This is a genomic window from Pseudovibrio flavus (assembly GCF_009711345.1).
GTDB lineage: Bacteria > Pseudomonadota > Alphaproteobacteria > Rhizobiales > Stappiaceae > Pseudovibrio > Pseudovibrio flavus.
Genome location: NZ_SMMA01000065.1, coordinates 191,381 through 204,502 on the forward strand (window position 1 = coordinate 191,381; position 13,122 = coordinate 204,502).

Here is a 13,122-nt window from a genome sequence, read left to right on the forward strand (position 1 = left end):
AAGTTACCCGGCCCCTGACGAGGGGCCGGGCCTTTTTTACGAAAACGAAGCGGGCTCCCAGACCTCGTTTCGAAATCCAAGGGAACAGCCACTTATGTTTCTGGCGTTGTTTTCAATAGTCATATCGATTGCGTTCTTTGCCTACTATGTAGGGCACCGACGAGCGCTATCATTGGCAGGAAACGATCTTTCCACTTTGCATTCACGTCCCGGCTATCATGGGGCGTTTTTGGCTATTCTAACGGCCGTTCCCGCTTTTCTACTTCTAAGCGTCTGGGCGTTTTTCCAAACTTCGGTTCTTGACCAGTTTGTCCTTACCCGGACAGATCACTTCCTCGTAGGTCTTTCATCTGCACAGATCGAAGCATTCCTACGAGACGCCAAGGCAATCGCATTCGGCGGTATTGTCAGCGGCGTGGATGAGGGTAAGGAATTTGCAGCCAGCCTTTACGCCCGCTACCAAAAGGTGGGCCACGTTCTGGCCGCCGGATCCCTGCTTGTGCTGGCAATAATTGGATTTTCTTGGGGCTATCATCGCATCTGCGCGAGCGCGCGCACCCGCCACTTTGTTGAACGCTCCATGATGGTTCTTCTGGTTGCTTGTTCGGCTGTCGCGGTTCTGACAACCATCGGTATCGTGCTTTCCTTGATTTTCGAAAGCTTGATGTTCTTCCGCAAAGTGCCTGTTCTTGACTTTGTGTTTGGCACTCATTGGAGCCCGCAAAGTGCTTTTGAAGGGGCAGGTGCAGACGGCACGCAGACAAACACCAAGATCTTCGGCGCTATCCCGCTGCTGGCCGGTACGTTTCTAATCACAAGCATTGCTATTCTTGTGGCTGCCCCAGTTGGGCTACTAAGCGCGATCTACCTTTCAGATTACGCGTCCAAGCCGGTTCGGGCATCAGCAAAGCCTGTGCTGGAAATTCTGGCCGGTATCCCAACTGTAGTCTACGGCTTTTTTGCTGCTCTTGTTGTTGCGCCAACCATCCGAGGTTGGGGCGAGGGGCTGGGTCTATCAGTCTCCTCTGAAAGCGCGCTGGCCGCTGGCCTCGTCATGGGCATCATGATCATCCCGTTTGTATCTTCGCTTTCAGATGACGTGATCAATGCCGTGCCACAGTCTCTGCGAGATGGCTCAGCAGGGCTAGGGGCTACCAAGTCAGAAACCATTCGCCGTGTGGTTCTACCCGCCGCACTTCCGGGTATTGTCTCTGCGCTTATTCTGGCGATTTCCCGAGCTATTGGGGAAACGATGATCGTGGTTATGGCTGCAGGTCTTGCCGCGAACATAACCGCTAACCCACTGGAAGCTGTAACCACCGTAACCGTGCAGATCGTTACCCTGCTTGTGGGTGATCAGGAGTTTGACAGCGCCAAAACACTGGCCGCTTTCGCTCTTGGTCTTCTGCTTTTCTGCATCACCCTTGCCCTGAACGTCTTCGCGCTGCGTGTCGTGAGAAAATACAGAGAACAGTATGACTGACCTGACATCCGCCGCCCGTCCGGAGCTGCCATCCGGTATCCATACGTCCAACGATGCGCGAGCCCGTCTCAAAAAGCGGTATCGGACAGAGCGCCTTTTCAAGCTGCTTGGTATGTCTGCCGTCGGTATTGCAGCCCTGTTTTTGGTGCTGCTGCTCACGTCTATCGTTTCCAAAGGGCTTCCAGCGTTCACCTATAATTATCTGCGGCTACCACTCAACCTGACTGCAGAAAAGGTGAACCCGCAAGCACCGGAAAAAGCCAGCTACAACCGTATCATTCGCGATGCGTTGGCTGAGCAATTGCCATTCGTTTCTGGGCGCAAAGACAAACGCGTCATGAATGGCCTGCTTTCCGGCGGTGCGAACGTAGTACTGCAAAGAGAAGTGGTCGCTGGTGATGTTCCCCTCGGTAGCGTGGCGCCAGTGGATGTACTGCTGTCAGATTATGCTGACCTCTACATCAAGGGCATGATCACACAAAAGCAGCAGCTTGAGACACAAGGCACGCTGAGCATTGCCGAAGAGGGGAAAACCTATACCCTAACCAGCTCGGATGCTGATTTTGCGCCTCTTACCCAAGTTGCCGTTAGCCACCTTAACGGTCAGTTGGAGGAGGTTCGAGAGCAGCTAAGCCTTCGTGATCTTTCTCGTCAGAATTTGGTCGCGCGTATCGACCAATTGAAAGGCAGCGTGGCAAACGCGGCGGCAGACCGGCAGGAAGCCCTTGGCCGCGAGATTGCTTCTAACGAGAAAGTGCTGGAGCGATTGGACGCGACAATCTCTGGCTTGCAGCAAAAAGCTAGCGGCTTCGAAGCTCGCCTATCTCCATCAAGTGCCAACCAGCAGTTAGGCGATGCGCTTCCAAGCTACTTCCTTCATGTAAATGGCGGTGTGGTCAAACTAACCGAAGTTGCAGGCGATACTGTTAAAGGTGAAGTGCTTGTTCCACTCTCCGAAGACACAGAAGCCTCGGCTGGCTCATGGAAGCTAGTAGAGATCGAAGTGCCGGAAGGCTCGCGTAAGTTCTCCGACAAAGAGATTGCCTACACTGACTACCTCTCCGAAAAGGGCTTGATTACCAACACATGGAACACGCTGTTCTTCACCTCTGGTGCAAGCCGAGAGCCTGAAACAGCAGGCATCTGGGGCGCAGTTGTCGGCACCTTCTGGACGATGCTGGTAACGCTTGCTCTGTCGTTCCCCATTGGTGTGGCGGCAGCCATCTATCTGGAAGAGTTTGCACCAAAGAACCGCCTGACGCGGCTTATTGAAGTGAACATCAATAACCTTGCTGCCGTTCCTTCCATCGTCTTCGGTTTGCTTGGCCTTGCCGTCTTCTTGAGTGTGTTTGGCCTGCCGCGCTCTGCTCCGCTTGTCGGCGGCATGGTGCTGGCGCTTATGACACTGCCGACCATCATCATCGCATCTCGCGCTGCACTTCAGGCGGTGCCACCGTCTATCCGCGAGGCGGCGCTTGGCGTTGGCGCTTCGCGCTTGCAGACAGTGTTCCATCACGTGCTGCCACTTGCCATGCCGGGTATTTTAACCGGAACCATCATCGGTATGGCTCAGGCTCTTGGTGAAACCGCTCCGCTTCTCATGATCGGTATGGTCGCGTTTATCGTCGATATTCCGGGTGGTCCGTTTGATCCATCAACGGTGCTTCCCGTGCAAATCTTTATGTGGGCGGATTTTCCAGAGCCTGCATTCCAACAAAAAACCTCCGCAGCAATCATGGTGCTTTTGGGCTTCCTCATAGCCATGAACGCCATTGCAATTGTGCTGCGAAAGAAATTCGAGCGTCGCTGGTAAGGCGAAAGGGACGAGTTATGATGAAATCCAATCTAGCGGCCGTTGAAAACGCATCCACTTCTGAAATGGGTACGGTTAGCGATATCTCCAGCGTCGTCTCGCCCATCAAAATGCAGGGCAAAGACGTTAACGTTTTCTACGGGGCCAAGCAGGCGCTGTTTGATGTAAATCTCGATATTCGCAAAAATCAGGTTACAGCCCTAATCGGCCCATCTGGCTGTGGCAAGTCAACATTCCTGCGTTGCCTCAACCGCATGAACGACACCATCGACATCTGCCGCGTGCAGGGCGATATCCTGCTTGATGGCGAAGACGTCTATAATCCGCAAATCGATGTGGTGGAATTGCGGGCTCGTGTTGGCATGGTGTTCCAGAAGCCAAACCCGTTCCCGAAGAGCATTTTCGAAAACGTCGCCTATGGTCCTCGTATTCACGGTCTAGCGCGCAACAGGTCAGAGCTTGAAGAGATCGTTGCCAAAAGCCTGCAACGCGCTGGTCTTTTTGAAGAGGTCAAAGACCGGTTGGATGAGCCGGGCACAGGCCTTTCCGGCGGTCAGCAGCAGCGCCTTTGTATCGCCCGCGCCATCGCGGTTTCGCCTGAGGTGATATTGATGGATGAGCCGTGTTCGGCCCTTGACCCGATTGCAACGGCCCGCGTTGAGGAGTTGATCGACGAGCTTCGCCGCAAATACACCATTGTCATCGTTACACACTCTATGCAGCAGGCTGCACGCGTTTCGCAGCGCACGGCATTTTTCCATCTCGGCCAGTTGGTCGAAGAGGGCAACACCGATGACATTTTTACAAATCCAAAAGACCAAAGAACGCTAGACTACATCACAGGTCGTTTCGGTTAGGGCGCCGGAAGCCTGCAGAAGGATAACAATCTATGAACAATCATATCGTCTCCGCTTTTAATGTGGAGCTAAAGGATGTGGCTTCTCGGGTGGTGGAAATGGGCGGCCTTGCAGAGGCGCTCTCGCGAGATGCTGTCCATGCGTTGATTACCAATGACGTTGAAACCGCCCGCAAGGTTATTGAGGCGGATAAGCGCCTTGATGCCATGCAGGCGGACCTTGAGAACCTTTGCATCTCCATCATCGCCCGCCGCCAGCCAGTTGCAAGCGATCTGCGTGAAGTGATCGCGGCGATGCGTGTCTCTAACGATTTGGAGCGAGTAGGGGACCTTGCCAAAAACGTTGCCAAACGTGCTCTAGCCATTGAAACAAGCTTGAAGGCAATGGAGCTGGGCGTAGGTGTCGAGCATATGTCTGAACTTGCCCTCAACCAGCTTAAGGACACGTTGGACGCTTACACCACCGGTGATGAGCGCACACTCAAGGCCGTGCAACTACGTGATAAGGAAGTGGATGCCCTTTATACCTCCATCTTCCGCCAGCTGCTGACCTATATGATGGAAGACCCGCGTAACATTTCCATGTGTGCGCACCTACTATTTTGTGCAAAGAATATCGAGCGTATCGGTGATCACGCGACGAACATTGCCGAGAATATATATTATATGTTTACAGGCAATCATCTGCCTGTAGAGCGCCCGAAGACCGACGAGTTGGATGTTGGTCGTCAGAATGTGCCGACCGAATAACAAGAAAGCGATATCAGAAGTATGCCTGAGATATTGATTGTAGAAGACGAGGAGCCGTTAAGCCTGCTGCTGCGATATAATCTGGAGTCGGAAGGCTATCAGGTCGATGTTTGCGCACGCGGTGACGAGGCTGAAATTCTTCTTCAAGAAAAACAGCCGGACCTTCTGCTGCTTGACTGGATGTTGCCGGGGCTCTCCGGTATCGAGCTTTGTCGGCGCTTGCGGGCCCGCCCGGAGACCGAGCGTATGCCCATCATTATGCTGACAGCTCGCGGTGAGGAAAGCGAACGTATTCGCGGCCTTTCGACAGGTGCTGATGATTACGTGGTCAAGCCGTTTTCTGTGCCAGAGCTTATGGCTCGTGTGCGCGCGGTTTTCCGCCGTGCAAAGCCGGAAGCAGTTTCCACTCAGCTTAAGTCAGGTGACATCGAGCTGGACCGCGAAACCCATCGCGTTAAGCGTGGTGACAAAGAAGTGCATCTGGGGCCAACGGAGTTTCGTCTTCTAGAGTTTCTTATGAGTTCACCGGGCCGTGTTTACTCACGTGAGCACTTGCTTGATCGTGTTTGGGGGCATGATGTCTACGTGGACGAGAGAACGGTTGATGTTCACGTCGGCCGTCTGCGCAAGGCTATCAACCGAGGCAATGTGAAAGACCCTATCAGAACGGTGCGCGGCGCTGGTTATGCCTTCGACGATCAATTCTAATCGCTGAGCCGTTTGGGGGGGGACAACTAGTCAAACCTCGCGTCCTAACAGACCCAACGCTTTGAAGTAGCTACAAACAAAAAGACCGGAGTTCATATGGAGCTCCGGTCTTTTTTCTTCTTACGAAGTGAAACTGTCTGCTATCAGGCGGTTGCCGCAGCCGTCTTACGTTCACGGCGACGATCATTGACCGGCTGATATGCGATCTGACGGTGATGTGCGCAGTATGGGGTGCTTGCATCAGACTGACGGCCACAGAAATGGAAGTCCTCAGAACCGGGATCACCAATCGGCCACTTGCATGTCCGCTCGGTCAAAGTGAGGATTGTCGCACGCTCTGAAACAGGAATAAAAACGTCAACTGCTGGCACTGCTGCTACTTCAAGGTCTTCTTCTTCAAGAAGCTCTACTTTGAGCGCTGTGGCACCGGCAGTGATAGGTTGGCTCTGGGAAACCTTTGGAGAGGCAGCTGCAATACTTGCTGCCTGAACAACCTGCTCGATAATTAGTTCTTCAGCGTCCGGCTTGCGTCCGGTCTGGGCGCTGGCTGTAGCAGCTGTACGGCGCGGCTTTGCGGCTGGCGCGGATTTAGTGCGGCCGGAAAGGCCCAATCGATGAACTTTACCGATGACTGCGTTGCGGGTCACATTGCCCAGCTCTGCAGCGATTTGACTTGCGCTAAGCCCCTCTGCCCATAATTTGGTGAGAAGTTCAACGCGCTCTGTGGTCCAGCTCATAGAAGGTCCCCGTCTTCGTCAATGCCATGCCAGTTCTGTAATCCGTGGGTTTAATACCCCTTAAAAAACAGGTCTGGCACTCCCTGTGCAGCAATTGGTCAGTATGAGATGATGTAAAACACCCTCATGACACTATAATAGGGCTCGTGATTGGAGCAAGAAATCTAAATAATTGAGGTGGGGACTAAGATGGTTTTCCCCAGAATTACCTTGGAGGTAAAGTTCTTGCTAATGCTCAATACGAGCCTTACTCAATAGTAACTTTAGTATAATGCAGCAATACAGAGAAGACGCAAGAATTCGTTTTTGACATGGTGGCAATGGGGGCTAATTCTGCCAATGAGTATGCAGAAAACCTCGTCTGTTTTGGATTTTTGTCTGTATCTTCCTTTATTTTTCGGGTTGTTTGGCGCTACATTATAGTTTTTTAGGGGATACTTAATCCTCGCTAGATTGTGCGGTCGTTGCGTCGTAATGCGCAACGGAGCTTGTAAGAGTTGGGGCAGCGGTGCGTTTTGCTGCCAACTCTTAGCAGCTAGTAAAGAACGTAAGGACCGCGTGTACTGGCAAAGTATAAAGCAGGTCATTGACAAGGCTTTGTTATCCGGTTTTATATGTCGGCGTTCACAACCTGCCGCCGCTTTGGCGGCTTTATTTGTTTCACCACCAAGAACCTAAATTGCCTCGCGCCGGTAGAGCCGGTACGCAATTCTATGAAGGAGAGGAAAATGTCGACCTCGTCGCTGTTTCAGACCTACGCACGCTCAGGACTTTCGTTCGAGCGCGGAGAAGGCGTCTGGCTAATTGCGGCTGATGGACGACGATATATGGATGCAGCTTCCGGTATCGCAGTGTCTTCGCTTGGCCATAGCCACCCCAAGCTCGTAGCAGCACTGAAAGATCAGGCCGAAAAGCTGTGGCATGTATCCAACCTCTACACGGTTCCTGAGCAAGAAGCGCTTGGTCAGTTGCTGACTGAAAACACCTTCGCTGATCGTGTGTTTTTCAGTAACTCCGGCACTGAGGCCACTGAAGGCGCAATTAAAACGGCACGCAAATACTTCCACGCCAAGGGCGAGGGACATCGCGACCGTATCATTACTTTCACTGGCGCGTTCCACGGTAGAACCATGACGGCACTGGCCGCTGGTGGCCAGCAGAAGTATCTGGAAGGGTTTGGTCCTAAGCCTGAAGGCTTTGATCAGGTAGATGCAGGTGATCTGGATCTGGTCCGTAAGACCATTAAGCCGGAAACCGCTGCGATTATGATTGAGCCAATTCAGGGTGAGGGTGGTATCCGTCCGTTCGATCCGGCGTTCTTGCGTGGCTTACGTGCTCTTTGCGACGAGTTTGGTCTGCTGCTCATTCTGGACGAAATCCAATGCGGTGTTGGCCGTACCGGCAAGCTTTTTGCCCATGAATGGTCCGGCATTACGCCAGATATTATCGCGGTTGCGAAAGGCATTGGCGGCGGCTTCCCTGTTGGCGCGGTGCTAGCAACAGAAGAAGCTGCAAGCGGTATGGTCGTTGGTACTCACGGTACGACTTACGGCGGAAACCTGCTTGCAATGGCAGCCGGTAAAGCCGTTCTTGAGTCCGTTCTGGAAGAGGGCTTCCTCGATAGCGTGACCAGCAAAGGCTTGCTGCTCAAGCAAAAGCTTGCAGGACTGGTTGATAGCCATCCGGATCTGTTTGAGCTGGTTCGCGGTGAAGGCCTTATGCTCGGCATCAAGTGCAAAGGTGAACTGGGCCCGATTTTGCAGAGCTGCCGTGACAATGGCGTACTGCCTGTTCCTGCGGGCGACAACATTCTGCGTATCATGCCGCCGCTAGTCATCTCGGAAGATGAAATCGATCAACTGGTATCCATGCTCGATGTTGCCGCAACAGCTCTTGAAACCAACAGTGCAGATGCTCCTGCAGCCGAATAAGTTCTGGTGAATACTATGAAGAAACTGAACCACTTTCTCGATATTTCCGATTTCTCCGGCGAGCAGCTGCAAACCATTTTGCATGGCGCCAAAATCCTGAAGCAGAACCGCAATGGCATCCATCGCGGTACAGGCCCGCTTGCGGGCAAGGTTCTGGCTATGGTGTTTGAGCAACCGTCCACCCGTACCCGCATTTCGTTTGATGTGGGTATGCGCGAGCTGGGCGGTGAAACCTTGATGCTGACCGGTAAGGAAATGCAGCTGGGCCGCGGCGAGTCTATTCCAGATACCGCCCGTGTTCTGTCGCGTTTCGTCGATATCATCATGATCCGTATGCTGGACCACAGCGCTGTTCAAGAACTTGCCGAATACGCCGATGTGCCGGTCATTAACGCTTTGACACGGGAATCCCACCCTTGCCAGATTATGGCCGATATCATGACTTACGAAGAGCATCGCGGTCCGATCAAGGGAAAGACTATCTCTTGGGTGGGCGACAGCAATAACGTTCTTTACTCATGGATGCAGGCCGCAGCAAAGCTCGATTTTGAAATGAAAATCGCAGCGCCGAAGGAACTGAGTGTTCCTCAGGAGTGGTTGAACAAAGTGCGTGCGGACGGTGCGGAAATTACTGTTACCGATGACCCGTTCGACGCTGTAAAGGGTTCGCACTCTGTGGTAACGGATTGCTGGGTCTCCATGGGAGACGAGGATGCAGCTTATCGCCATAACCTGTTGGCTCCATATCAGGTCAACAACAGGCTGATGGCAGAAGCGCATTCAGAAGCAGTGTTTATGCACTGCCTGCCGGCCCATCGCGGTGAAGAAGTCACCGACGAAATCATGGATGGTCCGCAGTCAGTGGTATTTGATGAGGCAGAAAACCGTCTCCACGCCCAGAAGGGTATTCTGGCTTGGTGTATGGATAAACTGCCGGAGGCATAATGAGCGAACATAAAGACGAACCAGCCCAGATTCAGCCGGTCGGCAATGATGCCGTTCTGCCGTTTTCCGTAGAAGGCTTGGACGTCCGCGGCCGTGCGGTATTTATGGGGCCAGTGCTGACCAGCATGCTTGCGCGCCATGACTACCCTGTCGCAGTGAAAAAACTTTTGGCCGAAGCAACGGTTCTCACTGCAATGCTTGGCAGCACCTTGAAGTTTGACGGCCGCCTGACATTGCAGGCGCAGTCTGACGGCGCTGTCTCCATGCTCGTGGTGGATTTCAACGCACCTGATGGTCTGCGCGCAACTGCAAGCTTCAACCGTGAGAAGGTTGAGGAGATTGCAGCAAAGCCAGACTTTAAGCCGGAAGACCTTCTTGGTCGCGGGCACCTTGCTTTCACTGTAGAGCAAGGCGCACGCATTAGCCGTTATCAGGGTATTGTTGTTCTCAACGGCGGCACCAGTCTGGAAGATGCAGCTCACGACTACTTCATGAAGTCAGAGCAGATTCCAACTCGCGTGCGCTTGGCTGTTGCCGAGATGTTGACCCGTTCTGAAGACGGAACACCAGAGCATTCTTGGCGCGCTGGCGGCATCATGGTTCAGTTCCTGCCGAAAGCGCCTGAGCGCATGAAGCAGGCGGATATACATCCGGGCGATGCACCAGAGGGAACCGAAGTTCACGACGTTGAAGAAGACGACGCGTGGGTCGAGGCCAAGGCACTGGTTGATACTGTTAAGGATAGCGAGATCACTGATCCTGACCTTGGTGTAGAGCAGCTCTTGTTCCGTCTCTTCCACGAGCGCGGTGCACGGGTTTATGATCCGCATCCAATGGCAGATCGCTGCACTTGTTCTGCAGAAAAAATCAGCAAGAGCCTGAAGAACTTCCCGGAAGAAGATCAGAAGGAAATGCTGGCAGAAGGCACCGTTTCGGTGAACTGCGATTTCTGCGGTGCAAAGTACACCTTTGATCCGGCTGAAGTTTTTGGCGACAAATAAGGCCAGATAAAACCAATAAAAAAGGGGCAGTTGTTACTGCCCCTTTTTTGTATCTATTTCTCGAAAACACAGAACAGTCTATCTCGCTTTATTCTGCGAACGAAGCGATGAAGTTCTTTGCATGTTCGGCAGCGATCTTGATGTTGCCGTCCCAAGTAGCTGGTGACTGACCACGCGGTGCGAAGTCATGGTTGCCATCTTCAAGGAAGTGAATGGTCACTGTGGAAGGCAGTTCAATTTCGTCCAGTTCCCACCAGTGACCCATCTGGTCACGTTCGCCCTGAGCGATCATGATCGGGCGCTTGCTGTCAGCAAGAGGCTCCATGCGCCAGTTCTCAGGCGCATCCTTGCCGATCGGGTGGAACGGATAGCCAAGGCATACAACGCCAGCAACGCGCTTTGGCAGAGAAGAACCACAGGCGAGCATAGCTGCTACGCGGCCACCCATGGATTTGCCGCCGATGAAGAGTGGGCCTTCGGTTTCCTTCTGCACTTCCTGCAGAACGCGCTGGTATTCTCCCACCAGCTTTTCAGCCTTTGGTGGAGGCGCTTTCTTCTCGGTTACACGACGCTTTGCCATGTAATCAAATTCAAAGCGGGCAACGGTAACGCCATGGCCGCAAAGGGCCTGCGCAAATCGCTCCATAAAGTTGGAGTCCATACCGGCACCTGCGCCATGGGCAAAGATGAATGTGCCGATTGATTGGCCTTCAGGCCGGTTCCATAGAATGTCTGTCATAGCCGCAAACGTAACGCTAAAGTGATTGGTTTGGCAGGGGGGCACATCCGTTATGCGGAAAAATATCTTGCGCGACGCCCGTGAAACCTGATTTTTTATCCCTATTACTATCAGGGGCAGAAAAGTAAAGGCGGGGTGATGATGGAAAACGAAGCGACGATCAGACTCTCCATTTTTCTCGGCAGTTTTCTGGTGCTGGCGCTGCTGGAGATAGTTATCCCTATGCGCCGCGAAGCCCATGATCGCCCGCAAAGATGGTTCGCTAATCTGGGCCTGTCTATTGTCAGCACGCTGGTGCTGCGGTTCGTTTTGCCCGTTGCTGCTGTTGCTTCGGCCTACTGGGCCAACTTAAACGGTATTGGCCTGTTTAACTGGCTAGATGTTTCGCCATTGATTGCTGGTGTGATCGCCTTCTTCATTCTCGACTTTGCTGTGTGGCTAGAGCACCTAGTCTCTCACAAGTGGCAGTGGCTTTGGAACCTGCACAAGGTTCATCACTCAGACAGAAGACTTGATGTGAGCTCCGCCATTCGCTTCCACCCGCTGGAGATTTGCGTATCGATGCTTTGGAAGGCCGCTCTTGTGGTTGCTCTTGGCGCTCCGGTTCTCAGTGTTGTTATTTTCGAGATCGTTTTGAATGCAGCGTCCTTGTTCAATCACGCCAATATCAAAATACCAAGGGCGATGGACCGTATTCTTCGTTTGGTAATCGTTACGCCGGATATGCACCGCATCCATCATTCTGACGAGAAGATCGAGACCAACAGCAACTATGGCTTCAACTTCCCGTTCTGGGATCGCTTGTTTGGCACTTACACAGAAGATCCAGCTCTTGGGCAGGAAAAAATGGTGATTGGGTTGAAGCAATATCCAGGCGGAGAAACCAAAAAACTGCTCTGGCTTCTAGTTCTACCCTTCAAAGCACTAGGGGTTTCTAGAAGAAACCGAGAGGGAAATAACGCAGATAAAGCTCGCTGAGGCGCCCGTTGCTTTGCAGACGGGCAAGCGCAAGGTTGATGTTTGTCTGAGTGATTGTATCCCCCAAACGCACAGCGATAGCCATGCCCTCGCCAAAGTAATAGGGGTCTAGCCACGGGCCGCCGGAAAACTTGCAGCAGCCAAGAGCAGCTTCACTTTCCAGCCAGAACGACAACCTCATGCCATCGCCAAAGTGAGCGTCCACTTCGCCTCGCACCAGAGCAGCTCGCGCTTTGGCATCATCATCAAAGCTAATGAGCTCTGTGCCAGTAAAGAAGCGCTCCAGAAACGCTTCGTGGCGGGAGTTATCGACGACAGAGACCCGTTTGCCCCTCAAACTCTTCGGAGTTGGGTCTTCCTGAAAGCTTTTTGCTACGGCAAATACCCCCGGAAAGCGCATGTAGATATTGGAGAAGCTGACCTTCTCCAACGTGCCCGGTGAAATCCCGAGGCCTGCAATTATGGCGTCGCCTTCTTTGCCTTCAAGTGCCGGAATAAGCTGAGCAAATGGCTTAACCTGCAAGCTGCAGGCTATTGCAAGCTCCTCACAAATTGCACGGGCAAGATCGAGATTGTAACCCACCAATCTTCCGCTTCCATCGCGAAAGGAAAAGGGAGGGAAGTCATCAGAAGCCAGAAATCTGATCTTATCCGGCTTCTTATTGGTTGAATTCAAAAAGGTTTGTGGCTCGGAGAAGACTGGCGTTGGCGGCGCATCTGGGCGCGGAACCACGATTACCTGTTGGGTGTTCGTCTGAGCTGCCACTTCTGCTGATCCATAAATCAGCGGCTGCAACAACAAAGTGGATAGGACTATCAATGAAGGGAGCAGGCGGGCTTTCATAGTAGGTCTGGTAATCCATTTTGGTGTTGCGTAATGGGAGTGATACTAGGTGAATGACTGCTCTTGGAAAAGACAACGAGGGGAAGTTTCACCCCTTTCCCTTGGTTTATCAGGGGCGCTTCACCGAAGAGCACTCCAACTGGGTGCTCTAAATACGCAGGCAATCCTCTTAGGCGCGTTGAATGGGCACGGCGGAGAGGCTGAATTCGGCGGGAACGGGAAAGCGGAAAAAACACCAGAAGTTCAAAGGGTTGGTTCGCAGCCAGAGAGGGCTCCGGATATTGCGCCAACTAGACCGCCAGTCTCGCCTACAGAACCTGCCATCAATCCTTCCTTC

At 52.9% G+C, this 13,122-nt stretch carries 11 protein-coding genes and 2 pseudogenes; 10 read left to right on the forward strand and 3 right to left on the reverse strand.

The features are described 5' to 3' along the window. Nucleotides 1-94 precede the first annotated feature (94 nt). The 6 genes and pseudogenes from pstC to phoB all read left to right on the forward strand — a co-directional run bounded on the left by pstC (nt 95) and on the right by phoB (nt 5,610). Nucleotides 95-1,483 carry a phosphate ABC transporter permease subunit PstC gene (gene pstC, locus E1162_RS16055; RefSeq protein ID WP_155133223.1) on the forward strand — a complete coding sequence of 463 codons (1,389 nt, stop codon included), beginning with the start codon at nt 95-97 and terminating at the stop codon, nt 1,481-1,483. After that, nucleotides 1,476-1,958: pseudogene (locus E1162_RS19720) on the forward strand (DUF3333 domain-containing protein); the annotation flags it as partial. The gene pstC and the pseudogene E1162_RS19720, both read left to right, overlap by 8 nt. 462 nt (nt 1,959-2,420) lie before the next feature. Continuing rightward, nucleotides 2,421-3,296, forward strand: a pseudogene (gene pstA / locus E1162_RS19725) (phosphate ABC transporter permease PstA); the annotation flags it as partial. A 17-nt stretch (nt 3,297-3,313) separates the two neighbouring features. Continuing rightward, nucleotides 3,314-4,153, forward strand: a complete 840-nt coding sequence (gene pstB / locus E1162_RS16065) for a phosphate ABC transporter ATP-binding protein PstB (RefSeq protein ID WP_155133229.1) — start codon at nt 3,314-3,316, stop codon at nt 4,151-4,153. A 32-nt stretch (nt 4,154-4,185) separates the two neighbouring features. Continuing rightward, nucleotides 4,186-4,902, forward strand: a complete 717-nt coding sequence (gene phoU, locus E1162_RS16070; protein ID WP_155133232.1) for a phosphate signaling complex protein PhoU — start codon at nt 4,186-4,188, stop codon at nt 4,900-4,902. A gap of 21 nt (nt 4,903-4,923) precedes the next feature. Continuing rightward, on the forward strand, nt 4,924-5,610 hold the full coding sequence (gene phoB / locus E1162_RS16075; RefSeq protein ID WP_155133235.1) for a phosphate regulon transcriptional regulator PhoB: 687 nt from the start codon (nt 4,924-4,926) through the stop codon (nt 5,608-5,610). Nucleotides 5,611-5,753: 143 nt separating this feature from the next. On the opposite strand, the gene E1162_RS16080 is transcribed toward phoB, so the two are convergent. Further along, nucleotides 5,754-6,347 (reverse strand): GcrA family cell cycle regulator, encoded by a 594-nt coding sequence (locus E1162_RS16080; RefSeq protein ID WP_155133238.1) that lies wholly within the window; start codon nt 6,345-6,347, stop codon nt 5,754-5,756. Nucleotides 6,348-7,075: 728 nt separating this feature from the next. Between E1162_RS16080 and E1162_RS16085 the strand changes: the two genes are divergently transcribed. From E1162_RS16085 to E1162_RS16095, 3 genes are read left to right on the forward strand one after another with little or no spacing between them, the layout of a single operon-like run. Beyond that, nucleotides 7,076-8,278, forward strand: coding sequence for an aspartate aminotransferase family protein (locus tag E1162_RS16085; protein ID WP_155133241.1), 1,203 nt, complete (start codon nt 7,076-7,078; stop codon nt 8,276-8,278). Nucleotides 8,279-8,293: 15 nt separating this feature from the next. Continuing rightward, on the forward strand, nt 8,294-9,223 hold the full coding sequence (argF, locus tag E1162_RS16090; protein ID WP_155133244.1) for an ornithine carbamoyltransferase: 930 nt from the start codon (nt 8,294-8,296) through the stop codon (nt 9,221-9,223). Then, nucleotides 9,223-10,224, forward strand: a complete 1,002-nt coding sequence (locus E1162_RS16095; RefSeq protein WP_155133247.1) for an Hsp33 family molecular chaperone — start codon at nt 9,223-9,225, stop codon at nt 10,222-10,224. Before argF ends, E1162_RS16095 begins: the two co-directional genes overlap by 1 nt. Before the next feature lie 88 nt (nt 10,225-10,312). Here the strand turns inward: E1162_RS16095 and E1162_RS16100 are convergent, their stop codons facing one another. Further along, nucleotides 10,313-10,963 (reverse strand): alpha/beta family hydrolase, encoded by a 651-nt coding sequence (locus E1162_RS16100; RefSeq protein WP_155133250.1) that lies wholly within the window; start codon nt 10,961-10,963, stop codon nt 10,313-10,315. Between the two features lie 138 nt (nt 10,964-11,101). Here E1162_RS16100 and E1162_RS16105 point away from each other — a divergent pair, with 138 nt between their 5' ends. Beyond that, nucleotides 11,102-11,941: a sterol desaturase family protein gene (locus tag E1162_RS16105; protein WP_371311986.1), complete on the forward strand. Its 840-nt coding sequence runs from the start codon at nt 11,102-11,104 to the stop codon at nt 11,939-11,941. Here E1162_RS16105 and E1162_RS16110 read toward each other — a convergent pair. Further along, nucleotides 11,898-12,707 carry a transporter substrate-binding domain-containing protein gene (locus E1162_RS16110; protein ID WP_371311987.1) on the reverse strand — a complete coding sequence of 270 codons (810 nt, stop codon included), beginning with the start codon at nt 12,705-12,707 and terminating at the stop codon, nt 11,898-11,900. The two genes, E1162_RS16105 and E1162_RS16110, sit on opposite strands and share 44 nt — an antisense overlap. Between the last annotated feature and the right edge of the window lie 415 nt (nt 12,708-13,122).

Excerpts from the sequence above, each read along its gene's own strand:
- pstC (WP_155133223.1), top strand. The coding sequence starts at position 95 with ATGTTTCTGGCGTTGTTTTCAATAGTCATATCGATTGCGTTCTTTGCC.
- pstB (WP_155133229.1), top strand. The coding sequence starts at position 3,314 with ATGATGAAATCCAATCTAGCGGCCGTTGAAAACGCATCCACTTCTGAA.
- phoU (WP_155133232.1), top strand. The coding sequence starts at position 4,186 with ATGAACAATCATATCGTCTCCGCTTTTAATGTGGAGCTAAAGGATGTG.
- phoB (WP_155133235.1), top strand. The coding sequence starts at position 4,924 with ATGCCTGAGATATTGATTGTAGAAGACGAGGAGCCGTTAAGCCTGCTG.
- E1162_RS16080 (WP_155133238.1), bottom strand. The coding sequence starts at position 6,347 with ATGAGCTGGACCACAGAGCGCGTTGAACTTCTCACCAAATTATGGGCA.
- E1162_RS16085 (WP_155133241.1), top strand. The coding sequence starts at position 7,076 with ATGTCGACCTCGTCGCTGTTTCAGACCTACGCACGCTCAGGACTTTCG.
- argF (WP_155133244.1), top strand. The coding sequence starts at position 8,294 with ATGAAGAAACTGAACCACTTTCTCGATATTTCCGATTTCTCCGGCGAG.
- E1162_RS16095 (WP_155133247.1), top strand. The coding sequence starts at position 9,223 with ATGAGCGAACATAAAGACGAACCAGCCCAGATTCAGCCGGTCGGCAAT.
- E1162_RS16100 (WP_155133250.1), bottom strand. The coding sequence starts at position 10,963 with ATGACAGACATTCTATGGAACCGGCCTGAAGGCCAATCAATCGGCACA.
- E1162_RS16105 (WP_371311986.1), top strand. The coding sequence starts at position 11,102 with ATGATGGAAAACGAAGCGACGATCAGACTCTCCATTTTTCTCGGCAGT.